Raw genomic sequence first — 25,427 nt, 5'->3', positions numbered from 1 at the left:
CCCGATACGGACGTGCCGGCCGGCCTTGACGAACACGATGCGCCGCTCGGCAATCAGGCGACGCGGAAAGCGTTCCGTGGTGCCAAGGAGTTCTCACATGGTCATGCCTTCTGACTCCGGATGCAGCTGAAACCACGTCGCGGCCAACTGATAGCAGTACGTATGCATCATCACTTGGTTGTGCGCCAGGAAATCTTGGGTGGCATTACCGCCAGTCATGGGCCAAGGACGCCGGGTAAGAAGCAACCGCCTGGCGGATTACACGGCCGGAGGTCAGAGACCCGGCTTGTCACTCCGTCGGCTTCTGGCCGTCTTGCCATCCCTCGCACACAACCAGAGAGCCGTCCCGCTCGAACCGCAGCACGCGGGGCCGGGCAGCTTCCTGGGCTGGTTCCGACTCAGCCTGAAGCTCTTCGTAGCGCTGATGGTAAAGATCAACCGCTTCGCGGAGCGAGCATCCCTGTGCCTCACGAATCGTCTTCACTGCGAGGATGGTGCGCCCCTCCAGAATGTCGCGGTCTACACTCTCGGGCAGTTCTGCCACAAGTCCTCCCCGGTTCGGCATCGCAGTAGAGCAACCGCGGCTCCTCCGGTCAACTGAGTTGGTTCGTGCCACAACCGTGCCCGATGCAAGGGTCAACCAGGGTCAACACCGGTGCTCATGGGCAAGTACCCGCCCCCGTCGGTGATCCGTGATCATCTCGTTCGCTACCAGGGCATCCATGGGAGCTGATGCTGCCCGCGGCGATCTTGACCGTGGTGGTCATGCCGTTGCCACCTGGCCGTTGGGCAACAGCTACGCGTGGGAGCCTGAGCAGGAGCACGACGCGGTCGGGCGGTCGCGTGCTCGTCGCCGTAAAGAGGGCCCCGGGCGCACGGAGGAGCCCCTCTCGTTGTGTCACCGCCGCTTCGGGAACCTCACCGCCCAGCAGGCCCTCACTCATCCGCCCCAGCCGTCTTCGCCCCACCCCACCCCGGCCCGGTGATAATCGGGACATGCCCGCACCGCTCCCCGCCCCCGTGAGGCCGAGCCCCCCGCACCGGCGGCTGCTGGGCGATCTTCTGGCAGCGGGTGAGCCGTACGGCCTTGTCCTGGCCGGGGGGTACGCCGTGCTGGCGCACGGGCTGGTGAACCGGCTCAGCCGGAGTGTGGACGTGGCCACCGAGCATGCCGCCGGGATGGCGGACATCGTGACCACTGTGCGGGCCGGGCTGGAGGCACGTGGCTGGACGGTGCGGGGCGTGGAGACGTTCCCGGTCTCCGCGCGGCTGGTGCTCACCGACCCGGACGGCAGCGCGGACCACGAGGCGGGGATCCACAAGGAGGTGCTGTGGCGGCCTGTCGTGCAGACGGAGCTCGGCCCCGCGCTGGGCCTGGAGGATCTCGTCGGTACGCGGGTGCGGGCCCTGGCCGGCCGCGGCCTGCCCGGCGACCTCATCGACGTGCACGCCGCCTCCGCGCACTGGAGCCGCCCCGAGCTGGAGGAACTCGGCCGCCGCCACGCCCCCGACACCTTCGACCTCTCCGACCTGCAGTCCCGCCTGACCGGCACGGACTGGCTCGACGACCGGGAGTTCGCCGTGTTCGGACTGGACGAAGGGGACATCGCCGAGGTGCGCCGCTGGGCGCAGGAGTGGGCGGACGACATCGCGGAACGGCTGGTCGAGGGGGAGACGCCGGAGGACGCGTGAGCAGCCGCGTCCCGGCCCACAGGCTGTGGACGGACTCCCGTCAGGTGTACGACCCGCTGCGTACGTACCTTCTGGTCACCTCCGCGTGATCGTGATCACTCACTGTGGTGAACCATCCCGTTGCCGTGCAACCGAGCCCCCTCGCCGGCGGTTGGACCGTTGTTCGCAGAACGCCTCCGGCGCGATCGGCTCGCCTCCCGTGCGGACACGTACCGAGACTCCCGGGGCAGGACACACAGCGAGTGCATGAGGGCGCCGTCATGACCGAACAGCAAGGGGAGCGCGCCGACCAGGCATCTGCGGCGCGTCGGCGGCGGGCCGAGGTTGGCGGGTTCGTCGTGGGGCTGGTGGCAGCGCTCGCGTTCTTCGCCTTCTTTCCCGAGCTGCCGCACGTCATCGACTGGGGTGCCATCGTCGTCTCCCTGGCCGTAGGCGCGGTCGGCCGGTGGGTCTGTCGGGTCTGGCTGGTGAAGGGGGGCGGGTAGCGCGGGGTCAGCTCTGGTGATGTGGTGCGGTGGGGCGTCGCCCCGGCTTCGCTGTGCGGGCGTGGCGACTGTCCGCTGACCGCAGTGCCACCGTCACCGCAGCCGACAGGCCCGCCAGGGCCGTCATCGCCGTTGCCGGCGAGGTCAGTTGGGCCGTTGCGCCCGCCAAGGTGGCGCTGACGCCCTGCATCGTGAGCATGCCGGCCGAGTGCAGCCCCAGGGCGTGGCCGGAGAGTTCGGCGGGGGTGAGGGACATCAGGACTTGCTGCTGGGCGAGGCTCGCGCCGAAGCCGACGGAGGCCAGGGTCGCCAGGGCCGCTGCCAGCGGGAGTGGGGGGTGGAGGGCGAAGGCCAGGTACGGGGTGGCCAGGAGCAGCAGCAGGGGTGTGCCCAGGCGGGGGCGCAGGTGGGGTGGGGTCAGGCGGCCCACCGTGATGTCGCCGGCGAGCATGCCGAGGGCCGCGCAGGCGAAGAGGGTGCCGGCGGACTGCGGCGCGTAGGAGACGTACAGCGACTCGCAGCCGACGATCAGGCCGTTGGGGATCCACAGGGCGAGGTAGACGTGGCGGCGGGGCGGGGACGACCACAGGGCCGCGTTGGTGCGCCAGGTGGTGGCGACGGAGGGGCGGCCCGGGGCGCGGGGCGGGCGGGGCGTCAGGGAGAGACGCAGGACGAGGGCCGCCGCGGCGTAGAGGGCGGCGGCGAGCAGGAGGGCCGGGCGGGGCGACAGCAGCGCGAGCAGGACGCCGCCGGTGGCGTAACCGGCGATCTGCATGAGGCCGCTCATCATGTTGAACACCGAACGGCCCAGCAGGTAGCCGTCCTCGGTGAGCAGTTCGTTCAGCAGGCCCCAGCGCACTCCCCCGCTCACGGACGTGACCAGTCCCTCGGCCAGGAGCACGGCGAGGACGGCCCAGACCGGCAGACCGGGCAGCGCCAGGACGGCCGTCGCGGCCGCGAAGAACAGGGCGGTGCCGGTCAGGGCCGCGCGCGGGGGCAGGCGGTCGGCGGCCGACAGCAGGAGCGTGGCGCCCGGTATCTGGGCCAGGGACGGGGCGAACATGCTGAGCGCCGCCAGCAGCGGCGACCAGGTCGCCCGGTACACCAGCGTGCCCAGGGCCAGGCCGCCCGTCGTCTGGGCCACGGTCTGCACCGACGCCGCCAGGAAGAACGGGGTGAACTCCGGCGTGCGGAAGAGGTCGCGGTAGCTGCGCATGCGCTTCAGGCTCCGGCGGCCCGGCGGCGGGCGTTACTGTTTCGCGTACCGGCGAAAGGTGGTCCCCGGGTGGGCTGGTGGCAGGTCAGTGCGGACACCCTGGCGGGCAGCCGGTTCGTGCTGTCGCCGCTCGCCGAGACCTTCGCGAGCCTGCGGCTGCTGCACACGGCCGACCCCGCGCACCCCGGCGAACGCACCTGGCTCGACACCCACCTGCCCGCCTACCGCCGCCGCCTGGCGGACGACCCGGTGACCGCGCTGCTGGTCCGTTCCGGGCTCGGCCCCGAGTGGATCGCCGACTTCCTCACCCCGGCCCCGCGCCCGGGCGAGACCTTCGCGCGGGAGGTGGCGCGGGTGCGGTCGGCCTCCCCCGAGGCGGCCCGCGCCCATCTCACCCTGTCCCTGCGCGGCCCGCTGCCGGCCCGCCTGGACCGCGACGACCTCCCGCGGCGCGCCGCGGACCTGCTGACGTACGTCTGGCAGGAGGCCGTACGACCGTACTGGGCCCGGCGCCGGCGGGTCCTGGAGGCCGATGTGGCCGCGCGGACCGCGCAGGTCGCCCGGGGCGGCTGGGCGGCGGCGCTGGACGCGCTGCGGCCGGGGACGCGGTGGCTGGGCGGGAACCGGCTCCAGGTCAACGCGCACGAGTACCCGCCCCGGGAGATCTCCGGGGCGGAGCTGGTGTTCGTGCCGGTCACCCCGCAGCGGATCGGCTGGGTGGCGTGGGAGGGGACGGACCGGTACGCGCTGGTCTACCCGTGCACGGGTGCCCTCGCCGATCCCTGTGCCCGGCCCGTGCCGGCCGGGCTCGGGGCGCTGCTGGGCCCGGCACGCGCGCGTGTGCTGGTGCTGCTCGGCTCGCCGCTGAGCACCAGCCAGCTGGTCGCCGTGACCGGGCAGGGGCTCGGGTCGGTCGGGCGGCATCTGCGGGTGCTGCGGGACGCGGGGCTGGTGGAGCGGCGGCGGGCGGGGCGGGCGGTGCTGTACGAGCGGACGGCGGCCGGGGAGGTGCTGGTGAGGGCCGGGCGCGGGGGCGGCGCCTCGGGCGGTTAGCATCCGCCCATGACGACTGACATCCAGGGCGAGTCGCCCCTCAACGTGGAGATGGGCGCCCTCCAGGGCGGTTCCGCGGACCTGTCCCAGTACGCCGGGAAGGTCGTGCTGGTGGTGAACGTGGCGTCCAAGTGCGGGCTCACCCCGCAGTACACCGGCCTGGAGCGGCTGCACGAGCGGTACGCGGAGCAGGGCTTCACCGTGCTGGGCGTGCCCTGCAACCAGTTCCTCGGGCAGGAGCCGGGCAGCGCGGAGGAGATCGCCGAGTTCTGCTCGGCGACGTACGGGGTGACCTTCCCGATGACCGAGAAGGTGGAGGTGAACGGGGAGCACCGGCATCCGCTGTACGAGCGGCTGGTCGGCTTCGCCGACGCCGAGGGCCACAGCGGGGACATCCGCTGGAACTTCGAGAAGTTCCTGATCGGGCGGGACGGCACGGTCGTCGCCCGCTTCTCGCCGCAGACCGAACCGGAGTCCGCCGAGATCGTGACGGCGGTGGAGGGCGCGCTCGCGGCCTGAGACCGCGTCATGGGCCGAACCCCCTCGGCAAGGACGGCGATCTTGTCGAGAGGGTTCTTCCGGTGGTGCCTGTGCGCTCGTCGGGGTCTTTCCGTACGGCGTGGCAAACGCCCTGTTACGCCTTGACGGACGCCACGAAGGCGGTCCAGGCCTTCGAGGGGAAGGCCAGCGTGGGGCCGTCGGGAACCTTGGAGTCGCGGACGGCCAGTGCCGAGACGGTGGGCGACTTGACCTCGACGCACGCACCGTTCCCCCCGGAATAGGAGGACTTGGTCCATGTGTCCGTGGCGCCCTGAAGAATTGCCATGTCTGCTCCGGTGGCGAGTTGCTGAGTCACTGTCCCCGCACCGCCTGTCCCGACGGGACTCACGGTACGGTTCGCGCCAACTGTGTTGATCGTTGGCGTGATCGACGCTACTCGCTGCCCCGTGCGTTCGGAGCAGTGATTCACTCGACCGGATGGCATATTCCAGGGGAGTCTTCCAGTCCGGCCCGGCGGCGGTGTACCATCCGGCCGCCTTCGGCGAGATCAGCGGGCGTACTCCTTGGCGACGTCCTGGATGAAGTGGCGCGACTGGTCCACGTTCAGCGCCTGCGCCCTCAAGTGCTCGTACATCACGGTGTACTTCTGCACGTCGTGCGGCTTCTCCAGGTACAGGTCGCTGGTGACACCCTCGATGTACACCACGCTGGAGTCGGCCGCGTCGGAGAACTCCAGGATGGAGTACTGGCCGTTGACGCCCGGATGCGCCCCGACGTCGTACGGCAGCACCTGCACGGTGATGTGCGGGAGCTGCGACATCTCGGCGAGGTGCTCCAACTGCTCGCGCATCACCTGGCGGTCGCCGACGACGCGGCGCAGGGCCGCCTCGTCCAGCACGACCCACAGCCGCAGCGGATTGGTGTCGGCGGTGACGCGGTCCTGCCGCCGCATCCGCACCTCGACCCGCTTGTCGATCTCCGCCGGCGCGGTCTCGGGCAGCGCGCCCCGGATGAGGGCCTCGGCGTACGCGCGGGTCTGCAACAGGCCGGTGATGATCTGGGGTTCGTACACCCGCAGCGACTCGGCGTCCGTCTCCAGGCCGATGTAGACGCTGTAGGGGATGTCGCCGAAGGCGTGCCACCAGCCCTGCTGGCGGGAGTCCTTCGCCATCTGCATCAACGAGTCGACGATGCGCTGGTCCTCGACCTCGTAGACCCCGCACAGGTCGCGGACGTCCCGCTGACTGATGCTGCGCCGGCCGTTCTCCAGCCGGCTGATCTTCGACTGCGACACCAGCAGTCGTTCCGCCACTTCCTCGGCCGTCATGCCCTTGAGCTCGCGGAGCCTGCGCAGCTCCTGGCCCAGCCGGCGCCGCCTGACGGTGGGGTTGACATTGGACGCCACGGGACGTGCACCTCCGGCTGCGTGCCTCTACTTTGCGTATCTGCTGTTGAGCAGACTGCCACCAAGGTGCTTTGTACCGCTGGGAAACGGCGGATATGCGACGGGTACACGCCAGTTGCGGCACGCCGAGCGGGGTGACGCACCGAAACGGTTCGTCACCCCGCTCGGACAGCGGCTCCCGGTAACGGGTCTGGGGTGGTGCCGTGTGCGTGCGGCCCGGCCGCGGCTCAGTGCGCCACGGCACGCGCCATGGGGCCACGGCGCGGCTGCGCCGGAACGCCACGGGCGGGTTCCGCCACCGCCCTGCCTCCGGGGGCGGCCTGACGGCCGGCCGGGGCCGGGCTGCGGCGCGGCTGTGCCGCCACGCCGTTCTGGACGTCCATCACGGCGTGCGCCACGAGGCCGCCCATCGGGTCGTGCCTGATCAGGTCCCTGAGCCGGGAACGGGACGAACGTCCCTCGTTGCCCGGGTACAGGTGCTTGCCCAGGCCGACCGCGTGCGCGAGCGCGGCGAGCGCCGCGGTCCGCGGGTCCGGCGGCACGCCGGTACGGATCGCCGAGTCCAGCCGGGCCCTGATCTCCCGGCTGATCTCGTTGTCCGTCGCCTGGTAGCGCGTCGTCGGCAGCACTCCGCACATCTGGCCCTCGACGGCATGCACCATGCCGCACCGTTCCAGATGCGAGAGGTAGGTCTGGCGGAGCCCCAGGCGGGGTCCGCCGATCCAGTGGACGGCACGTACCGGAGCGCCGCGCCTTCGCAGCAGCTCCAGTGCGCAGTCCAGGGTCGGATCTCCTGTCGGCCGTGGCACCACCACGGCGATACGATCCCCGTCTGGGGCTATCCGTCCGGCCAGCGCCAGCTCCACTAGCTGCGCTCCGGCCAGACCGAGGTCGAGCGACTGCGGCTGCGCAGTGGTACCCGTGGCCGGGTCCAGTGCCAGCAGCAGAAGCTCCTCCGGAAGTGTTCTGCGGCTCCTGCCCATCCATGCCTCCCCGCGTGGATGACAGACAGGGTGACCCCTCTCACATTGGTCTGTCGAGGGTGCGTGACCGGTTCGTGAGGGAACCGGTAGGTATGTCGTTCTCGTCTTCCACTTGAGTCGAGCCCGTAGCCACGACACTGGTACATGGTTCGGGCAGCGCCTGGGGAGCGGTGTCCCGGGCGGCGATTCACGTTCGGTTGGCGCACGCGGTCGCGTGCGGCGCATGGAGGAGGCATCGGTGGCGGGCGAGTCCCCCGACAGGTCGAAGCAGCGCGAGTCGTCGGCACAACCGACGTCGGGGAGCGCGGGTCCGGTTCCCGAGGCCAGGGGCGAGACGGGCGGCACGGGTACGCCGCGCGACCCGCGGCTGACGGTGGCCCGCGAGGCCGCGGAGCCGTCCGCCGCGGCGGCACGGGGCGGGGTGGATACGGCGACCCGGGTGCTGTCGGTGCGTGAGGTGACGGCGAAGAGCGGGGCGGACGAGGCGACTTCGGCGGCGCAGGAGGACGAGGTCCCCTCGGCGGCGCAGGAGGACGAGGTCCCCTCGGCGGCGCGGGAGGAGGAGGCGTCTTCGCCTGCGCGGCAGGAGGGCGAGGAAGCCAACGCGCAGGGGTCCAAGGACGCCGAGGGCGACAAGGGCACGCAGACCGAGGACGCCGAGGGTGCCAAGGACGCGCGGGGGTCCGAGGGTGCCGAGGGCGCCAAGGACGCGCGGGGGTCCGAGGATGCCGACGGCCGTAAGGACGCACAGCGGCCCAAGGACGCGCAGGGGTCCAAGGACGCGCAGGGGTCCAAGGACGCTGAGGGCGGCAAGGGCGTCGGGGAGGCTCAGGGGTCCGGCTCGGGCTCGGAGGAGGCTGAGGAGACCGCTGGGGCCGTCGCGGGGGCCGACAGCGGGTCTGAAGGGGGCCCCTCCGGCGAGGGGTCCGACGCCCAGCCGGTGCGCAAGACCGCCCCGGGGGCCGACGCGGAGGAATCCGGCAGCGACAGCAGCGCGGATACGGCTGCCACCGCGGCGAAGGGTGACACCGCCGACGCGACCGCCACTGCGGACAAGGGCACGACCGCGCCCGCCGGCACCGCCGCGAAGGCGTCCGCCGGCGGCCCGAAGGACGCGACCGACAGCGACAGCGCGGACGCCGCCGCGGGCACCACCGCCGCCGAGGACAAGGGCACAACCGCGCCCGCCGGCGGCCCGAAGGACGCCACCGACACCGACAGCCCGGACGCCGCCGCGGACAAGGGCACAACCGCACCCGCCGATGAGCCGAAGGGCGCGACGGACACCGACGGTGACGCCGGGGAACCCCCCGTCGATCAGCCCACCGCCGTCTTCAAGGCGCCACGGCCCGCCGCGCCCGCTGTCGATCAGCCGACCACCATGCTGAAGCTGGGCGGGAAGGACAAGTCCGAGGCCAAGGCCGAGCGGACCAGCAAGTTCGTCGCGCTGAAGGACCTGGACGACCCGGCCACGCGCAAGCCGGGCAAGCCGGAGCCCGCCGAGGCGACGACCGCGCTGCCCAAGGTCTCCCCCGCGGAGGCCACCGCCGCCGTGCCGCAGGTCGGGCCGGAGCGGACGACGCAGCAGCCGTTGCCGCCGAAGCCGCCGCTGGACCTGCTGGCCGAGCTGACCAACACCCCGCCGCCGCCGGAGACCCCGCTGCGCACGGCCGTACGGCGGGTGAAGATCTGGACGCCGCTGGTCCTGCTGCTGGTGATCGTCTTCGCGGTCGTACAGAGTCTGCGTCCGCTGCCGGAGCCCACCCTCGACCTGACCGCCAAGGACAGCTACACCTTCGACGGCAGCAAGGCCGACATCCCCTGGCCGTCCGCCGGACAGGCCGCGCTCGATGTGCAGGGCATCGGCTCGTTCGGTTCGTCCGGTGCGCAGAAGCCCGTGCCGATCGCGAGTGTCGCCAAGGTCATGACGGCCTACCTCGTGCTGCGCGACCACCCGCTCAAGAGCGGCGCCAACGGGCCGAAGATCAAGATCGACCAGACCGCCGAGAAGCAGTCCGACGCCGGACAGGAGTCGACCGTCAAGGTGACCGCGGGTGACTCCATCACGCAGCGGGAGGCCCTGGAGAGCATCCTCATCGCGTCCGCGAACAACATCGCGCGTCTGCTGGCCCGCTGGGACGCGGGGTCGGAGAAGGCGTTCGTCGAGAAGATGAACGCCGCCGCCAAGGACCTCGGCATGAAGAACACGACGTACACCGATCCCTCGGGCCTGAACAACACGACCGTCAGCACCGCCGTGGACCAGGTCAAGCTCGCCAAGGCCGCGATGAAGCAGCCGGTGTTCCGCGAGGTCGCCGCGATGATGTCGTACGACGACTACAAGGGCGAGAACCACCCCAACTGGAACCAGCTGGTCGGCCACAACAACGTCGTCGGCATCAAGACCGGCACCACCACCTCGGCGCTCGGCAACCTCGTGTTCGCGGCGAAGAAGGAGGTCGGCGGCGAGACGCGGACCATCATCGGTGCCGTGGTGCGCCAGCCGGACAACGGCAACGGCATCCTCGCCGCCGCTCTCGACTCGGGCGACAAGCTGATCCGGGCGGCGCAGGGCGCGCTGGAGTCGGCGACGATCCTGAAGAAGGGCACGGTCGTCGGGTACGCCGACGACGGTCTGGGCGGCCGTACGCCGGTCGTCGCCACGCGGGACGTCACGGCGGTCGGCTGGGCGGGCCTGACGGTGAAGCTGACGTTCGCCGCGGACAAGCTGCCGCACCAGGCGAAGGCCGGCACCAAGGTGGGCACGCTCACCGTGGGCGACGGCACCAGCAGTGCCGTGCAGGTGCCGGTGGCCCTGGAGAAGGACCTGACGGAGCCCGGCTTCGCGGCCAAGCTGACCCGGATCAGCTGACTCGGACCAGCTGACTCGGACCAGCTGACCCGGGCAGAAGAAAAGAGGCCGGCCCCCCAGGGGCCGGCCTCTCCGCTTGCGCAGGTCTACTTCGTCCCGGCCTGTTCCTTCTCGCACTCCAGCGGCGTCGTACGGGACGGACCGCCGTACGTGGAACTGATCCGGACCTCGCCCGCCTCCTGGACGGTCAGCCGGGTGAACTCGCCGTCGGCGGTCAGGCAGCCGTTGTCCGCCCACAGCCACGGCGAGTAGGCGATCCGCACGGTGACGGCACCGGCCCGGGGCATGCGGACGACGAGGTTGGCGCCGTCGGCGCTGACCACGGAGGCGGGCCGGTCGACCAGCGGGGTGGCGTTCTTCACGCGGTATATCTTCCAGTTGGCGTCCTGCCAGACCTTCTGCAGGTAGTCCGGCTCGCTGGAGACCAGGGCGTGCTCGAGTTCGGCCGGGCCGTCCGGGGTGCCGTTGACCAGGACGACGAAGCCCACCGCCCACTCGGAGAGCCAGGCACGGTAGGCCTGGGAGGTGAAGGCGCCCTCGGGCACCTTCGTACCGCCGTGTCCCTCGTAGAAGAGGCGGCCGCGCTCGACGTCGACCTGGCGGTTCCAGCCGCGCGCCATGTTGATGTACGGCGCGAGGATCGCGGCCTCCCGGTGGTCGCGGGCGGGCACGACCTCGACCCGGGTCTTCCAGGCGCCCAGCCGCTTGAGCTCCTGGACGACCCCGTCGGTCTTGACCGCCCACTCGGGCACCTTGGTGTTGGTGACGATGTCGGCGATGGTCTTGCCGGACAGCCAGGTCAGGGACAGCACCATGGCCACCACGCAGACCACCCGGCGCCGCCGGGGCGTGAACCAGGCCAGCGGGAGCCGGTCGGACAGCGGGTCGCCGCCGTGGCCCCGGCGGCCGTCCTTGCGGTGCATGGCGATGGCGAGCAGGGCGGCGGGTGCGGCGAGCTCCGTGAGCCGCTCCACGTTGGTGCCGACCGGGGTGGAGATCAGGTAGCAGAGCACCACGCCGACCGCGTAGACCGCGGCGCCGAGCCGCAGCACCCGCCAGGCGCGCGGTGCGGCCAGCACGACCACCGCGCTGAGCAGGACCGGCGGCCAGATGCGCAGGAACGGCATGGGCTGCTCGCCCTCGAACGGGAAGAGCAGCGTGGTGGTGGCGACGACGGCGACCGGCGGCACGAGCAGCGCGGCGGCCCGGCCCCACTCCTTCGTCAGCAGATACGCGGCGCCGACCACGAGGAGGAACAGCCCGGCGACGGGGCTCCCCAGCGTGGACAGCGTCGCGGTCACGGCGGCGACGGCGATGTTCCGTCTGCCGCGTCCGCTGACCACCGCGAGCAGGGCGGCCATCGCGAAGGCCGTGCCGAGCATGAACGTCGAGCGGCCCGACACCACCTGGCACCAGAGCGAGAACGTCACCGCCAGCGCGGGCCACACCGGTGCGCGCACTCCCGTGCGCTGCACGACCGCGCCCGCCAGCCAGGACGCCGCGAGCCCCGACAGCATGGTGACGGCCACCACGCCGAGGGCGGCCATGAGGTAGGGCGAGATCACGCTGTAGTTGGCCGCGTGGACGCCGCCGTACCAGAACAGGTTGTAGGCGGAGTCCGGGTAGAGCCGGGCGAACTCGGCCCACGCGACCTGGGCCGCCAGGTCGCCGCCGCCGGTGGCGAACACCGCCCACCACACGAAGTACAGCGGCAGGGCCACGAGCAGCGCCGTGAGCGGGACGCGGTGGCGTTCGTGCCACGGCCGCTCAGGGACCTGCCTGGGCTCGTCGCCGCCCAGGGCGGGGCGGTGGGGGGTCAGCTCGGCGTAGGCCACTGCGGCTGTTCCGTTCGGCTCGGGGCGGACGGGTGTCTGCTCGGTCGTCGGTCGTCTGTTCGGTCGTCTGCTCGGAATCTGCTCGGGATCTACTCAGGTAGACGCTAATCGTCCGCCGAGAGTTGGCCTACAGGACCCCTGCGCCGCCGGCGGCCGGGGCCCCTGGGGGGACATCACAGCCGGAAAGGTTCTCGCCCGCGAGGACCGAAAAGTATCTTGTGCTGCTGAACAGCTGTTCTGCTTGTACGCGAAAGAGGCTTCGCCGATGGGGCGTCCCGAACTACCGGTCGACCCGGCGGCCGGTCCGGTACAGCGACTCGCCCATGATCTTCGGGAGCTGCGCCGTTCGGCGGGTGGCCTGTCGTACCGGACCATGGCGAAGAAGGCCGGCTTCTCGGTGACGACCCTGGCGAAAGCCGCGAGCGGCGAGCGACTGCCGTCGCTGGCCGTGTTGCGGGCGTACGTCCAGGCCTGCGGCGCCGACCCCGTTCCGTGGGAGGCACGGTGGGCCGAGGCCGAGGCACTGGCCGGGGAGGAGAGGCAGGAGGAGGCCGGCGCCGCACCGCCCTACCGTGGCCTCGCGCGCTTCGAGCCGGACGACCGTGAGCTGTTCTTCGGACGGGACGCCCTGGTCGACGAGCTGAACGAGCTGGTGTCCAGGTGCCCGTTCGCCGTGGTGTTCGGGGCATCCGGCAGCGGCAAGTCCTCCCTGCTGCGGGCCGGTCTGATTCCCCGGCTGCAGGAGGAGATCGCGCAGCAGGGACATGCGGCGGTGCTTCGGATCCTCACTCCGGGGGCCCGGCCCGCCACCACCTACGGGCATCTGCTGACCCCGGAAGCCGACGATCCGGAGAGCTGGGTGGTGGTGGATCAGTTCGAGGAGGTCTTCACGCTGTGCCGCGAGCGCGCCGAGCGGGACCGCTTCCTCGACCTTCTGCTCGCCGCGCGTGATCCGGGCAGCCGGCTGCGGGTGCTCATCGCCGTACGGTCCGACTTCTACGCGCGGTGCGCCGAGCATCCACGCCTGGCGGAGGCGCTGCACGGGAGCGGGCTGCTGGTCAGGTCCATGACCGCGGAGGAACTGCGCGAGGCGGTGGTCCGGCCCGCGCAGGCGGCCGGGCTCATCGTGGAGCGGGCGCTGACGGCGCGGATCGTCGAGGACGTGCTCGACGAGCCGGGCGGGCTGCCGATGCTGTCCCACGCCCTGCTGGAGACCTGGCGGCGGCGCAAGGGACGGATGCTGACTCTCGCCGCGTACGAAGCGGCCGGCGGGGTGCGCGGCGCGATCGCGGCCAGTGCCGAGGAGGCGTACGGGGAGCTCTCACCGGCGCAGGCGCACGCCGCCCGGCACCTGTTCCTGCGGATGGTCGAGCCCGGCCAGGGCAACGCCGACACCCGCCGCCCGCTCAGCTGGGAGGAAATGGCCGGGTGGGAGGACCCCGAGGTGCGAGCCGTCGCCGGGCGGCTGATCCGGGCCCGGCTGCTGACCACCGACGACGACGGGGTGCAGCTGGCCCACGAGGCGCTCATCACCTGCTGGCCCCGGCTGCGCGAGTGGATCGACGTGGACCGGGAGCGGCTGCGCCACCACCGGCAGCTGACCGACGCCGCCCGCACGTGGCTGGAGCACGACCGCGACCCGGGCACGCTCTACCGGGGCACCCGTCTGGCGCGGGCCGAGGAACTGTTCGCGGGCGACGACGGTGGTGACGGCGGTCTGACGTCCGAGGAGAGGGCCTTCCTGGTCGCCGCGGTGGAGCAACGGGCGGCGGAGGAGCGGGCCGCCGTCCGGGCCCGGCGCCGCAGCCGGACGCTCACGGCGTCGCTCTGCGCCGTGCTGGCGGTGGCTCTGGTCGTCGGCCTGGCCGCCGTGCGGTTGCGTCAGGAAAGCGAGCACAAGACCACGGACACGGCGGCCCGCCGGGTGGCCGCGGTCGCCGACGCGCTGCGTACCACCGACCCGCGCACCGCGATGCTGCTCGGCGTCGCCGCGTGGCGGCTCTCTCCGCTGCCGGAGTCCCGTCGGGCCCTGCTGGGCGCGCTGGCCCAGTCCGAACTGGGCACCTTCACCGATCCGGCGCCCGGTGACACCCCGGGACGGTTCCTGGACATCTCCGGGCGCACTCTGCTCAGCGTCAGCGGCACCACCTGGCGGAGGTGGGATGTGGGCACCCAGCGCCGTATCGCCTCGGGGCCGGTACCTCACGGGGATCTGCTCGACGTAGATCCGGACGGCCGGGTGCTCGTCATCCGAACCGCCCGGGAGACCCAGCGGCTGTGGGACACCCGGGCGAGGCGCTGGATCGGGGACGCCCTGCCGTTCAGGGACACCGTGACCTTCGGGGCGAGTGGCCGCACGTACCTGGTGACGACGAACGACCGGGCTGGGCTTTACTCCCTCACCGACGGCCATCTGGTCTTCCGGACCCCGTCGGCCGACAGGAGCGGTGTTGTCCACGCGGTGGCCGACGACGACCGGCTGCTGGCCGTCTGCCCGCGTGGCCGGGCGCCGCAGGTCTGGGACACCGCCACGCGCGGCGTCCGGCCCGGTGCCTGGACGAGGGCTCGCGGCCTCTGTGGTGACGACACCCGCCTCCAACTCAACAGCGGCCGGCTCCTCGCCTTCACCGGGGGCCGCCAGGCGCGTATATGGGACACCCGGTCGGGACGAGAGCTCACCCGCATCACCCACCCGGGTGCCGATTTCGCCGTCGTGAGTGCGGACGGCTCCTTTCTGGCGACCGGCGGCAGTCAGGAGATCAGAGTGTGGCGTCTGCGCGGCCGCGGCGCCCCCGTCTTCCGGCACTCCCTGGCCAACGAGTCGCTCTCCGGCCTCGCCTGGGACTCCTCGCGGCGCCTGCTGCGGTACCTGGAAGGGGGCACGGTCCACACCCTGGACCTCACCACGACGCTCACGCGCGCCTGGCGTACGACTCCGCTCGCCGGGGTCCGGCTCAGCCCCGACGGCAGGACGCTCGCCACCGCCGAGCGCATCGGTGGCCGCTACGTCTTCCAGTTGCGGAACACGCGCGACGGCCGACTGCTGCGCACCCTGCCGGCCCCGCCCCTTCCCACCGCCCGCACCGGCGCCTCGACGGTCCCCCCGGAGCTCACCGAGCCTTTGCTGTCCTTCAGCCCCGACGGAGGCATGTTCGCGTACGGAGTCTCCGTCTCCCTCTGGGACACGGAGACGCAGCGTCTGACGGTGTGGGACGTGACCGCCGGACGTGTGAAGACCACGGTGGACCTGGCGACGGTGTCCGCGAGGCCTGCGGACGCGATCGCCCTGGGACCCGGCGGCCGTTCGCTCCTCGTCGCACGTGGGACCGGCGACGGCTACGGCTACGTCAACGAGACATGGGACACCCTGCGGCGGCGGAGGACGGCGCTCCTGCCGGGTCCGGGAGGTGATCATCTGGCCGTCAGCCCGGACGGCCGGCTCCTCGTGACCGACAACCGCGTGGTCCGAGCGGGCCGGTCCCAGGCCCATGACCTCGTCCAGCGCGACCGCATCGAGCAAATCGCCTTCGCTCCCGACGGCTCCAGACTCGCGGCCGGCGACGGGACAGGGCGGGTGGCGCTCTGGGACGGCGACCTCCGGCACCAAGCGGGCATCCTCAGGAACGTCTTCCTGTCCCCCGTCGATCCGTCCTTCGACTCAGCCGAGACGATCACGGCTCTCGCCTTCAGTCCGGACGGCAGCACGCTCGCCATGGGCGGCGACGCGGGCACCGTACAGCTCTGGGACATCGCGACCCGGCAACCGCTCGGTCAGCCTCTGCCCACCCCCGGTGGCAGCATCGACACCCTCGCCTTCAGCCCGGACAGCACCCTGCTGTACGCGGGCGGCGAGCACGTCCCGCTCCAGCGGTACGTCGTGGATCCTGACCGAGCGGTCTCCCTTGTCTGCGCGCGTGCCGGGAACAGGGAGCTGACCCGGGCGCAGTGGCGCACCTACATACCGGAACGGCCGTACCGGCGGGTCTGCCCCTGACCGGGATTGTCCGCGGTGGCAAGAGGGGGCTGCCAAACAACTTTCCGGCTGTGAGCGTCGGTCGTGACATCGCTGCACGTCGAACAGTCCGGAGCACACCTTGCCCACCAGCGTCCTGGCCGCGGTCGCCTTGTCCGTCCTTCTCGGATTCCTGGTGATCGTCTTGCACTGGGTGGACAGCCGCAGGCCGGACTCGACGGAGCCGGCCCCTGCGCAGCAGATCGACCTGCCCCGGCTCCGCTGGCACATCGACCGCGGTTCGGGCGCCTACCTGACCATGCTCGGCCAGTTGCGGGACCTCGCTGAAGCCTCCGACAGCACGGAGAGCCCGGGTTTCGCCGACCTTGTGATCAGCAGCGACAACCAGGCCCCCACGGTGCATGCGACCGTACGGCTCAGCGACTTCACCGTCGTGCGGTTCTCCTCCAGCGGCACCTCACACGACTTCGCCCTGAACCTCACCTCGGACGTCCCCCACCAGGACGACGCCGGCGACGACGACTGGTTCCTCGGCAAGGAGGGCTACGACGCCCTCGCCCGCGTCGCGGACCAGGCGCTGACCGCCGTCAATCTGAGCCGGTCCGGCCTCGAGGACAGCCTCTGGGACCTCGGCATCCGCGGCACCGACCGCACCGCTCAGGCGCGCGGCATTCTGCGCTACAGCATCGCCATCACCGGGGCCTCCCGGTTCCGCCCCGTCGCCGACCGCATCGCGAGCGGCATGGACAACGGGTCCGACGTCTTCGTCACCGCACAGCAGGTCGGCCTGATGCGCACCTGAAGAGTCGTCCGGTCGGTCATGTGAGCACTGAGTGAAGCGGGATTGCCCGTGCCTCACGACAAGGACGGTGCCAGCCCTTTCATGGGCCGGCGAGCGGGGTGGGAGGGACGACAGGGCGTGGCGAAGGTGGAGCAGAGCAGTCCGGGCGGTGTGGCATGGGCGGCGGTGGCCCGGCCGGCAACGGTTCGAGCCGTGCTGTGGCTGATCGCGGCGGTGCTGGCGGTCCGGCAGATCACGGTCGCGCTGACCGCGCCCCGGGGCGACCGGGTGACCGGCCTGGAGACCTGGGCCGGCCCGGACGGCGTCCCGCCTGCGGCGGAACAGGTCCTCGGCTGGGGCTGGACCTTCGGCACTCCGCTGCTGGTCGTCGCCCTCGGCCTGGTCGTGGCGCGCGCCCTGCCGGAGCCCGTCACCCGCCGGACCGCCCTGCTGGCGGCGCCCGTCGCGGTCACCCTGCTGATGCTGTCGCTGCCGATGCGCACCACGCTCCCTCTGGGCCAGACCGGCATCATCCCCGTCCTGCTCGTCCTCGCGGGCTGCTGCGCGGTACGGGGGGAGCGCACCAGCGGAGTCTTGCTGGGAGTCGCCGCCGCCTTCCAGCCGACCGTGCTGCTGTTCCTGCCGCTGCTGTGGTGCACCGGCCGCCGACGCGCCGTCGCGAGCACCGGGATCACCTTCGCCGCCGCCACCGCGCTCGCCTGGGCCGCGATGCCGCACGACTCGTCCACCTCCTGGGTGCGCCATCTGGCGGGCACGGGCCTCGGCGGCCGGGCGGACGACCTCGGCAACCAGTCGCTCCACGGGGCGCTGCTGCGGCTCGGGCTCGAAGGCCCGGTGGAGATCGTGGTCTTCCTCGCCCTGGGCACCGCCGTCGCCGTGCTCGGCATGCGCCGCGCCATCCGCTACGCGCGCGACGGGCAGCTGCTGCTCGCTGTGGCGATCACCGGCTGTGTCGTGGTCGTCGTCTCGCCCACCTCCGCGAAGCACCAGCTGCTGTGGGTGCTGCTCGCGGCGGTCGGCCGGGTCGGCACGAAGGCCTCGTCGCGCCCTGTGTGGCCGGTCGCCGTCGTGCTGGTGACGACGCTGCCCGCGACGATGCTGGTGCCGAACATCGACGTCCTGCACCCGCTGCGCGACAACGTCGTCCTGCTGGCCGCGCTCGCCTCGGCCCTCGTGGTGCCGTTCCTGTCGCGTACCTCGGCGTACTACCGGAACCCGGTCCCCACCGAGTACGCCCCCAGGGCCGAGACCCGCTGGGGCCGGGTCCCGCTGCTGCGCCGGGTCGCCACCCGGCCGAACCTGCTGCTCGAACTGCTGCTGATACGCGTCACGTACGCCGCCTACCAGCGCACCCGCCTGGAGGCCGCCGGAAGCCGGGCCACCGCCGAGGAGCACGCCCGGCAGATCCTCGCGATCGAGCGGGCCCTGTTCCTCGACATCGAGCACTGGGTCAACCACGCGGTGGTCCGGATCGGCTGGCTGCGGCACTTCTTCGACTTCTACTACACCTCGTTCCACTTCGTCGTACCGCTGACGGTCCTCGGCGTCCTGTACTGGCGACGCCCCGCCGACTACCGCTGGGCCCGCACCGCCATCGGCCTCACCACGGCCCTCGCGCTCGTCGGCTTCTTCTTCTACCCGCTGGCGCCGCCCCGCCTGACGCCGGGCCTCGGCATCATCGACACCATCCACGGCGTCCAGGACTTCGCCAGGCCGGACTACGGCCGGCTGACCGAGCTGACCAACCAGTACGCGGCGATGCCGTCCCTGCACTTCGGCTGGTCCCTATGGTGCGGGCTCACCGTCGCGATCGTCGCCCGCAGAGGGTGGATGAAGGCCGTCGGCCTGCTGCACCCGACGTTCACGCTCGCGGCGATCGTCGCGACCGGCAACCACTGGATCCTCGACGCGGCCGGCGGCGCCGCGGTCGTCGGCGCCGGCTTCGCCCTCACCCACGTCCTGACGGGCCCTCGGGCGCAGCCCGGGAAGAACGGCGAGAGGACGGACGGGGAGGTCCCGCGTCACCGCACTTTTTCAGCCACGGCAAGACGTTCACGTATATAAACCCAAGTCATCAAGCAGAACATTTTTGCGTTCTCTTGACCTTCCGTGCGCTTGCCGTGGGCATGCCACCAAACTCAGAGTTCACATGCCTGACCCTGGCGGCGCACCCTGGAAGGGGAGACATGAACGGTCTCGACTGGGCCGTGCTCATCGGCTACTTCGCCGTGATGGTCGCGATCGGCGTCTGGTCGCACAAGCGGGTGGACAACGTCAGCGACTTCTTCACGGCCGGCGGCAAGATGCCCTGGTGGCTGTCCGGCATCTCGCACCACATGTCGGGCTACAGCGCGGTGATGTTCACGGGCTACGCGGGCATCGCGTACACCTACGGCGTCACCTCCTTCGTGACCTGGTCCTTCCCCATCGCCCTGGGTATCGCCATCGGGTCGAAGCTGTTCGCGCCGCGCATCAACCGGCTGCGCTCCCGCCTCCATGTGGCCTCCCCGCTGGAGTACCTGAAGAACCGTTACGACCTGAAGACCCAGCAGGCGCTGGCCTGGTCGGGCATGCTGCTGAAGATCGTGGACGTGGGCGCGAAGTGGGCCGCGATCGCCACCCTGTTGTCCGTGTTCACCGGCATCTCCCTCAACCAGGGCATCCTCATCACCGGCGGCATCACGGCGGTCTACTGCACGATCGGCGGCCTGTGGGCCGACGCGCTGACCGAACTCGGCCAGTTCGTCATCCAGTTGCTGGCCGGCGTCGCGATGTTCCTCGCGGTGGCGGTACGCCTGGACGACCACGGCGGCTTCTTCGGCGTCTGGGACTCCCCCGAGCTGCAGGGCCACGACAAACCGCTGGTCGGCCCGTACGGCACGGTGTTCCTGCTGGCGTTCCTGTTCATCAAGCTCTTCGAGTACAACGGCGGCATGCTCAACCAGGCCCAGCGCTACATGGCCACGCCCAACGCCCGTGAGGCCGAGCGCTCGGCCCGGCTGTCGGCGATCCTGTGGCTGGTCTGGCCGCTGGTGCTGTTCTTCCCCATGTGGATGTCGCCGCTGCTGGTCGAGTCGCAGAAGCCGGACGGCTCCGACTCCTACGCGCTGATGACCGAGCAGCTGCTGCCGCACGGCCTGCTGGGCCTGGTCATCGTCGGCTTCTTCTCGCACACGATGGCCATGTGCTCCTCCGACGCCAACGCCATCGCGGCGGTGTTCACCCGGGACTGCGCCCCGGTGGTGTGGCGCAGGGCGCGGGCGTGGAGCCAGGGCCAGGGCCTGCGCGTGGCCCGGATCGCGACGGTCGTCTTCCTGGGCCTGTCCATGGCGGCGGCGACCCAGGTCAACTCCCCCGCCTTCCACGACATCATCACGGTCGTCATCAAGTGGGTCGCCGGCCTGATGGGCCCTATGGCCATCCCGATGATGCTGGGCCTGCTGCGCCCGTTCCGCCGCTCCGGCCCGACGGCGGCCCTGACGAGCTGGTCGATGGGCCTGCTGGCCTTCTGGCTGGTGAACTACCCCATCCACTGGAACATCGACGGCGGCGTACCACTCCAGTACCAGGTGTCGATCCCGCTGGCGGTCTCCCTGCTGCTGTACATCCTGGTCGGCTTCATCAAGCCGGAGGACACCCCGGAGCGGCTGGCGATCATCGAGAAGATCAACACGGACGGGGACGGAGCGACGGCAGCGGCGGTTCCCGCGCCGGCGGGGGGCGGCGTGCGTACGCCCGTGAAGGACTGAAGACTGGCGGGCTGACGGGCTGACGGGCTGACGGCTGGTCAGGCACCGCGCGGGTACCGGGCCAGCCAAGCCGGTGACGAGCCCGCCGGGCCGTGCAGCGCGGGCCCCTGGGTCATCTCCATCGCGAAGTCGTCGGCCAGTTCCAGGATCGTCGGGCGGCCCTCCAGTTCGGCCAGCCAGGCCGGCGGGAGGGCCGTCTCGCCGTGCAGAGCGCCGAGCAGGCCCCCGGTCAGGGAGCCCGTCACGGCCGAGGGCCCGTCGTGGTTGACGGCGAGCCGCAGCCCGTGCCGGACGTCCTCCCCCACCAGCGCGCAGTACACCGCGGCGGCCACGGCCCCCTCCGCCGTACCGGCGCCGAGCAGCCCCGCCACCCGCTCGGGTGCCGGTATCCCCTGCCGTACGGCTCCCAGCGCGTGCTGCAACGCGTCGGACACCGGCTGGTGCCCCGGCCGGGCGGCCATCAGCGCCAGCGCCCGCTGTACGGCCCCGTCGAGACTGTCGCCCCGGGCGAGCGCGTGCACGATCACGGCGTACGCGCCCGCCGCGAGGTACGCCGTGGGATGCCCGTGGGTCTGCGCCGCGCACTCCACGGCGAGCTGGACGACCAGCTGCGGCTCCCAGCCGACCAGCAGCCCGAAGGGCGCGGAGCGGGCGGCGGCCTCGGGCCCCTGCTCCCCCGGGTTCTTGGGCGCGTCCAGCGTGCCCATCGTCGCGTCGCCGAGCCCCAGCAGCAGCGCACGCGTGGGGTCCCGCCGCGCGTACAGCCACTCCTCCCGGGCCAGCCACCCGTCCTCCTTGCGCCGCTCGTCGGGCCCCCAGTCCCGCTGGGTCGCCGCCCAGCGCAGGTACGCCCGGTGCAGGTCGGTCGGCGGGTGCCAGGCGCCGGTGTCCCTGCGCACCTGGGCGCGGATCAGTCCGTCCACGGAGAACAGCGTCAGCTGCGTGAGGTGGGTGACGGCACCGCGTCTGCCGTACGCCGGGACCAGGTCCACCAGCCCCTCGACGCCGTACACCTCCCGGATCCCCTGGAGGTCCAGCCCGTCGACGGGCGCCCCCAGCGCGTCCCCCACGGCCACCCCGAGCAACGTCCCCCGCACCCGGCTGCGGAAGTCCTGCTGCTCGGTACGCCCCCAGACGGCACCAGCGGTCGCACTCACCTAGTCCTCCCCAGGGGCACCGTCCGTCCGTACGACAGTCCAGCACTGTAATCGAACGGGGGCGGGGGGTTAGCGGAGTGGAGTGGGGGTGGGGTGTGGGTGGGGTGTCGGAATGGCCGGTTGTCAGCCGTACCAGGTGATGCTGCAGACGTGGACGCACTCGTGGCGTGGCACGGCCAGGAAGCTGATCGGGTTGTAGTCGCAGGACCAGTCGGTCACAGCCCTGCCTCTGCCTCCGCCTCCGCGGCCTCCCGGATCGCATGGATCTCGGCGAGGGCCTCGGACGGTTCTTGTTCGCCGGCGTCCACAATGCGCTCCAGCTCCTGCAGGCGCGCGGCCCGCGCGATTCGGGCAACCGCGTCTCGCAACGCGTCCGGAGTCAGCTCAGGCATGGGGATGAGCGGTCCGTACGGGCCGTCGCTCTGAGCCCTTACGGTGACCTCCGGTGCTGGTGGTTCGCTCCTCGTACGGTACCGGCCCGCTACGCCACCTCCCGCGCTGGCTGGTCGCCCGTACGGCAGTCGCGGCAGCGGCCCGGCTCGGGGGCGCGGAAGGCGCGGTCGCAGCCGTCGCAGGTCTGGAGGGGGTCGGGGCGGGTCCGTGGCGGGGCGGGGGGCGGGGCGGCCGGCAGGTGCGGGGGCAGGTCGGCGGTGAGGCGGTGTGCCAGGAGGGCCGCCGGGTGGCGGATGGGGTCCTGGGGCAGGCCGGTCGTCAGGGTGCGCTGTACGGCCGTGGCGGGCACGCCCCGGTCCAGCCAGGCCGTGACCGCCGGGGCCAGCCGGTGCACCTCCCGTTCGGTGAGCAGCAGGCGGGAGTCCAAGGCGCGCAGGCCGGCGAGGAGGTCGGTGGCGGCGGACGCGTGCCGGGCGGGTGCCGCAGCCACTGCCGCCGCGGGTGCCGCTGCCGGTCGCCGCGGATCAGGCTCCGCAGCCGGAGTCGCAGCGGCAGCCCTGGTCACCGCGAGGCGCGGCCTGTTGTAGGAGATCGTCCGGGTCACGACTCGGCCCGATTGAAGACGCTCCTTGGGGCGTGCCAGGTATCCGTGGGACTCCAGCTCCCGCAGGGCCGCGGCGATCCGGATCTCCCCCTCGGGGAACTTCCCGGCGAGGGCCTTGATGCCGATGGGCGTCCCCGCGGGCAGCGACTGGATGTGCACCGCCAGCCCGATCGCCGTCAGGAACAGCTCCGGGTGCTGGGCGAGGTGGTTTCCGACCACGACGAAGTTGTCGGTGTGGGGCTCGTTGACGTGCTCGACGCCACCGGCGGAACGGCCGGACGAGGCGCGCGCGGGCGCGCTACGCTGCTTGTCAGTCATCGGGAAGGCCTTTTCTTCCTCGGTGATCAGGCCCTCGCACTGGGATGGCAGTCCCGGCGGGGGCCGATGCATGTGTGGGGTTGTTGCGGCTGACGCTGCACCACGAAACGCCCTCCGCGCCAGCCGAGTTGGCGATGTTCACCCCTGCGGGTGATCGACGGGGGCGGCGGGGGTGGGTTCGGTTCTTTCCCCGGTTCTTTGGTCTTTGGCGTCGCGCCGAGCCGGGGCGTGGCCTCCCGCGATCCGGTGGGCGAGGGCGAGTTCGGCCCAGACCGTCTTGCCGGTGGCCGGTGCCGCGTCCACGCCCCAGCGGTCCGCGTACGCCGCCACGATCCGCAGTCCCGGCCCCGTTTCCCGCTCGTCCGTCACCGGGTCCTGGACCTGCGGGATCCGGTCGCCCTGGGCGACGGCGATGCTGGGGCACTCGGAGGGCCAGCTGTACGACCGGGTGATCAGCGAGCCGAAAGAGGTCCAGACTCTGGACATGCGCTATGGCATGATCCGGGCGCAAGCCCTCTCGCCGCGCGAGTCGCTGACCTTTATCAAAACAGTGCTGGGAGAAGAGACATGACCACCACTCCGCTGCAGTTCACGAACGCCACCTGGGCGCGCTTCGTGACGTTCGCCGCCGGCCGTGAGGCGTAAGGGCGTGGGTCTTCGCGCGGGCTTACTCTCCTGCTGCCTGGCGTCCCTGCTGCTGAGCGGATGTTCCACCGACGAGCCGCCGGCACCCCCCTCGCGCCCCACACGGCACGACGGGCCGGACGTATCGAAGAAGGTGGACGAGAAGAAACTGGGGGACCGGGCGACCGCCGCGGTCGGCGCCGCCGACGAGGACGACGACCGTTTCGTCGAGTCAGGGCTGGAGCGCGTCACGGAGGGCATCCACACGCGGCCGGAGCTGGAACAAGGCAAGTCCTACCACCTCGTGGTGGCCTGCGCCGGGAAGGGCGCCGTCCGGATCGTGGTCCAGGGACAGTCCTCCCGGGAGGCCGCCTGCGACGGGGCGACCGACCGCCAGCGCATCACCGGGAAGCGGGGGCGCCTGGCCATCGACGTCGAGGGAGTGAAGGACTCGGCGGGCATGGTGGCGTGGCGCATCACGCCCTGAGACAGCGCCTCAATCCCCGTACGCGGGAGGGGAGTTCCGGGCTTTGCGGCCGTGCGCCCGGGCACAATATTCGGCATGACCACGACCACCCCCCGCACCCTCCACCTCACCGCCACCCTCCTCACCGCGTCCGTCGCCCTGTACATGGCCCTGGTCGCCTTCGGGAACATCACCGACTTCGGGACCAACCAGCAGTTCGTGCGGCATGTGCTGGCGATGGACACGACGTTCAAGGACGAGGACCTGATGTGGCGGGCGATCACCAGCACAGGGCTGCAGGACGCCGCGTACGTCGCGATCATCGTGTGGGAGACCGTCGCCGCGCTGGTGCTGATCTACGGCACGTACCTGTGGGCCCGGCGCGACCAGGCCCGCGCCCGCCGGTTCGCCACCTACGGCCTGCTGATGGTCATGCTGCTGTTCGGCGCCGGGTTCATCGCGATCGGCGGCGAGTGGTTCTCGATGTGGCAGTCCAAGACCTGGAACGGCCTGGACGCAGCGACCCGCGTCTTCGTCTTCAGCGGCATCGTCCTGCTCGTCAACCACCTGCCGTCCGGGCAGACCCGCCAGGCAGACACGCCCTGAGGCGGTGCCGCAGCGCCGCACCGAACAGCCCCTGCCAGGTCCCGGCTACTTGACCACCACCACCGACGTGCCCGTCGTGCCGAAGGCCCACAGGGCCGAGCCGTCCGGCTTGGGCATGCGGATGCCGCCCGTTTGCGTGCCCGAGGCCGGCGGGGGCGGTGAGGCGCCGTTCACCTCGTTGGAGAAGGCGATGGAGATGCCGTTCTTCGCGGTGAAGTACAGGACGTGCTCGATCTGGACGCCGTCGGAGCCGGTCGTGGCCTCCCTGCGCATGGACACCGCGTACGTGCCCGGGTCAGGGGCGACCGTGCCCGGCCAGACGGCGAACGTACGGCGTGTGGCGTCGCTCGCGTCGACCAGCCAGACCCGCTTCTGCCCGAGTGAGTAGACGATGCGCCGGCCCGTGCCGGAGCCGTCCGGCACCGCCGCCGGGGCCGACTCCGTGGGCGTCGGCCGCGCGCTGGGCGACGCCGAACTGCTCGGCCGGGCCGCCGTCGCGGTCGGGTGCGGCCCCTGGTCCGCCTGAACGGCGAGGACGGCCACGGCCGCGACCGCCCCCACGGTCAGTCCGGTCACCCAGGCCCACGAGGGAATTCGGGCAGGCACGGGCACGCATCTCCTCAGTCTCCGGCCCTCGTACCGAGCGATACGGGGGTCGGATCATCGTACCGATCCCCGTATCGCGCCCTCGTC

Annotated in this window: 22 protein-coding genes and 2 pseudogenes; 12 read left to right on the top strand and 12 right to left on the bottom strand. The window is 71.7% G+C overall.

The window, feature by feature from the left end; genetic code table 11:
• Positions 1 to 3 precede the first annotated feature (3 nt).
• Together AB0K80_RS03795 and AB0K80_RS03790 are read right to left on the bottom strand one after the other, a co-directional pair.
• Positions 4 to 105 (bottom strand): annotated as a pseudogene (locus AB0K80_RS03795) (excisionase family DNA-binding protein); the annotation flags it as partial.
• Positions 106 to 289: 184 nt separating this feature from the next.
• Positions 290 to 544 carry a hypothetical protein gene (locus AB0K80_RS03790; protein ID WP_365665467.1) on the bottom strand — a complete coding sequence of 85 codons (255 nt, stop codon included), beginning with the start codon at positions 542 to 544 and terminating at the stop codon, positions 290 to 292.
• 452 nt (positions 545 to 996) lie between these two features.
• On the opposite strand from AB0K80_RS03790, the gene AB0K80_RS03785 reads away from it, so the two are divergent.
• Both AB0K80_RS03785 and AB0K80_RS03780 read left to right on the top strand, forming a co-directional pair.
• Complete coding sequence (locus AB0K80_RS03785; protein ID WP_365665465.1) at positions 997 to 1,692, top strand: hypothetical protein; 696 nt, start codon at positions 997 to 999, stop codon at positions 1,690 to 1,692.
• 260 nt (positions 1,693 to 1,952) lie between these two features.
• Positions 1,953 to 2,177, top strand: coding sequence for a hypothetical protein (locus tag AB0K80_RS03780; RefSeq protein ID WP_365665463.1), 225 nt, complete (start codon positions 1,953 to 1,955; stop codon positions 2,175 to 2,177).
• Between the two features lie 7 nt (positions 2,178 to 2,184).
• Here AB0K80_RS03780 and AB0K80_RS03775 read toward each other — a convergent pair whose 3' ends face one another.
• On the bottom strand, positions 2,185 to 3,393 hold the full coding sequence (locus AB0K80_RS03775) for an MFS transporter (protein WP_365665461.1): 1,209 nt from the start codon (positions 3,391 to 3,393) through the stop codon (positions 2,185 to 2,187).
• Positions 3,394 to 3,462: 69 nt separating this feature from the next.
• On the opposite strand from AB0K80_RS03775, the gene AB0K80_RS03770 reads away from it, so the two are divergent.
• Positions 3,463 to 4,446, top strand: a complete 984-nt coding sequence (locus tag AB0K80_RS03770) for a helix-turn-helix domain-containing protein (protein ID WP_365665459.1) — start codon at positions 3,463 to 3,465, stop codon at positions 4,444 to 4,446.
• A 9-nt stretch (positions 4,447 to 4,455) separates the two neighbouring features.
• Positions 4,456 to 4,965: a glutathione peroxidase gene (locus tag AB0K80_RS03765; RefSeq protein WP_365665457.1), complete on the top strand. Its 510-nt coding sequence runs from the start codon at positions 4,456 to 4,458 to the stop codon at positions 4,963 to 4,965.
• 115 nt (positions 4,966 to 5,080) lie between these two features.
• Here AB0K80_RS03765 and AB0K80_RS03760 read toward each other — a convergent pair whose 3' ends face one another.
• The 3 genes from AB0K80_RS03760 to AB0K80_RS03750 form a co-directional block, all read right to left on the bottom strand.
• A complete protein-coding gene (locus AB0K80_RS03760; RefSeq protein WP_365665455.1) occupies positions 5,081 to 5,272 on the bottom strand; it encodes a DUF397 domain-containing protein in 192 nt (63 codons plus the stop codon).
• Positions 5,273 to 5,494: 222 nt separating this feature from the next.
• A complete protein-coding gene (locus AB0K80_RS03755; RefSeq protein WP_365665453.1) occupies positions 5,495 to 6,352 on the bottom strand; it encodes a helix-turn-helix transcriptional regulator in 858 nt (285 codons plus the stop codon).
• Positions 6,353 to 6,579: 227 nt separating this feature from the next.
• Positions 6,580 to 7,335 (bottom strand): GPP34 family phosphoprotein, encoded by a 756-nt coding sequence (locus AB0K80_RS03750; protein ID WP_365665451.1) that lies wholly within the window; start codon positions 7,333 to 7,335, stop codon positions 6,580 to 6,582.
• Positions 7,336 to 7,558: 223 nt separating this feature from the next.
• Between AB0K80_RS03750 and AB0K80_RS03745 the strand changes: the two genes are divergently transcribed.
• Entirely contained in the window at positions 7,559 to 10,207 is a 2,649-nt protein-coding gene (locus tag AB0K80_RS03745; protein WP_365665449.1) for a D-alanyl-D-alanine carboxypeptidase, read from the top strand.
• 86 nt (positions 10,208 to 10,293) lie between these two features.
• Here AB0K80_RS03745 and AB0K80_RS03740 read toward each other — a convergent pair whose 3' ends face one another.
• Positions 10,294 to 12,006 carry a hypothetical protein gene (locus tag AB0K80_RS03740; RefSeq protein WP_365665848.1) on the bottom strand — a complete coding sequence of 571 codons (1,713 nt, stop codon included), beginning with the start codon at positions 12,004 to 12,006 and terminating at the stop codon, positions 10,294 to 10,296.
• Positions 12,007 to 12,307: 301 nt separating this feature from the next.
• On the opposite strand from AB0K80_RS03740, the gene AB0K80_RS03735 reads away from it, so the two are divergent.
• The 4 genes from AB0K80_RS03735 to AB0K80_RS03720 all read left to right on the top strand — a co-directional run bounded on the left by AB0K80_RS03735 (position 12,308) and on the right by AB0K80_RS03720 (position 20,566).
• A complete protein-coding gene (locus AB0K80_RS03735; protein WP_365665447.1) occupies positions 12,308 to 16,036 on the top strand; it encodes a helix-turn-helix domain-containing protein in 3,729 nt (1,242 codons plus the stop codon).
• Between the two features lie 100 nt (positions 16,037 to 16,136).
• Complete coding sequence (locus tag AB0K80_RS03730; RefSeq protein WP_365665445.1) at positions 16,137 to 16,817, top strand: ribosome-inactivating family protein; 681 nt, start codon at positions 16,137 to 16,139, stop codon at positions 16,815 to 16,817.
• Between the two features lie 81 nt (positions 16,818 to 16,898).
• Positions 16,899 to 18,881 carry a bifunctional glycosyltransferase 87/phosphatase PAP2 family protein gene (locus AB0K80_RS03725; protein ID WP_365665443.1) on the top strand — a complete coding sequence of 661 codons (1,983 nt, stop codon included), beginning with the start codon at positions 16,899 to 16,901 and terminating at the stop codon, positions 18,879 to 18,881.
• A gap of 122 nt (positions 18,882 to 19,003) precedes the next feature.
• Positions 19,004 to 20,566: a sodium:solute symporter family protein gene (locus AB0K80_RS03720; RefSeq protein ID WP_365665441.1), complete on the top strand. Its 1,563-nt coding sequence runs from the start codon at positions 19,004 to 19,006 to the stop codon at positions 20,564 to 20,566.
• A gap of 38 nt (positions 20,567 to 20,604) precedes the next feature.
• On the opposite strand, the gene AB0K80_RS03715 is transcribed toward AB0K80_RS03720, so the two are convergent.
• From AB0K80_RS03715 to AB0K80_RS03700, 4 genes are all read right to left on the bottom strand, one after another.
• Complete coding sequence (locus AB0K80_RS03715) at positions 20,605 to 21,723, bottom strand: ADP-ribosylglycohydrolase family protein (protein ID WP_365665440.1); 1,119 nt, start codon at positions 21,721 to 21,723, stop codon at positions 20,605 to 20,607.
• 215 nt (positions 21,724 to 21,938) lie between these two features.
• Positions 21,939 to 22,115 carry a hypothetical protein gene (locus AB0K80_RS03710; RefSeq protein WP_365665438.1) on the bottom strand — a complete coding sequence of 59 codons (177 nt, stop codon included), beginning with the start codon at positions 22,113 to 22,115 and terminating at the stop codon, positions 21,939 to 21,941.
• 89 nt (positions 22,116 to 22,204) lie between these two features.
• Positions 22,205 to 23,038, bottom strand: a complete 834-nt coding sequence (locus AB0K80_RS03705) for a helix-turn-helix domain-containing protein (RefSeq protein ID WP_365665437.1) — start codon at positions 23,036 to 23,038, stop codon at positions 22,205 to 22,207.
• 138 nt (positions 23,039 to 23,176) lie between these two features.
• Positions 23,177 to 23,524: a hypothetical protein gene (locus AB0K80_RS03700; protein WP_365665868.1), complete on the bottom strand. Its 348-nt coding sequence runs from the start codon at positions 23,522 to 23,524 to the stop codon at positions 23,177 to 23,179.
• Here AB0K80_RS03700 and AB0K80_RS03695 point away from each other — a divergent pair.
• From AB0K80_RS03695 to AB0K80_RS03685, 3 genes and pseudogenes are all read left to right on the top strand, one after another.
• A pseudogene (locus AB0K80_RS03695) lies at positions 23,454 to 23,609 on the top strand (transcriptional regulator); the annotation flags it as partial. The gene AB0K80_RS03700 and the pseudogene AB0K80_RS03695 sit on opposite strands and share 71 nt — an antisense overlap.
• Before the next feature lie 207 nt (positions 23,610 to 23,816).
• Entirely contained in the window at positions 23,817 to 24,149 is a 333-nt protein-coding gene (locus tag AB0K80_RS03690; RefSeq protein ID WP_365665435.1) for a hypothetical protein, read from the top strand.
• Positions 24,150 to 24,224: 75 nt separating this feature from the next.
• Positions 24,225 to 24,734: a DUF2165 domain-containing protein gene (locus AB0K80_RS03685; protein WP_365665433.1), complete on the top strand. Its 510-nt coding sequence runs from the start codon at positions 24,225 to 24,227 to the stop codon at positions 24,732 to 24,734.
• A gap of 45 nt (positions 24,735 to 24,779) precedes the next feature.
• Here AB0K80_RS03685 and AB0K80_RS03680 read toward each other — a convergent pair whose 3' ends face one another.
• Positions 24,780 to 25,346: a hypothetical protein gene (locus AB0K80_RS03680; RefSeq protein WP_365665431.1), complete on the bottom strand. Its 567-nt coding sequence runs from the start codon at positions 25,344 to 25,346 to the stop codon at positions 24,780 to 24,782.
• Between the last annotated feature and the right edge of the window lie 81 nt (positions 25,347 to 25,427).

It is taken from the genome of Streptomyces sp. NPDC052682 (assembly GCF_040678435.1).
In the GTDB taxonomy this organism is placed as follows: Bacteria; Actinomycetota; Actinomycetes; order Streptomycetales; family Streptomycetaceae; genus Streptomyces.
This window is presented reverse-complemented; position numbering and strand designations above follow the sequence as displayed.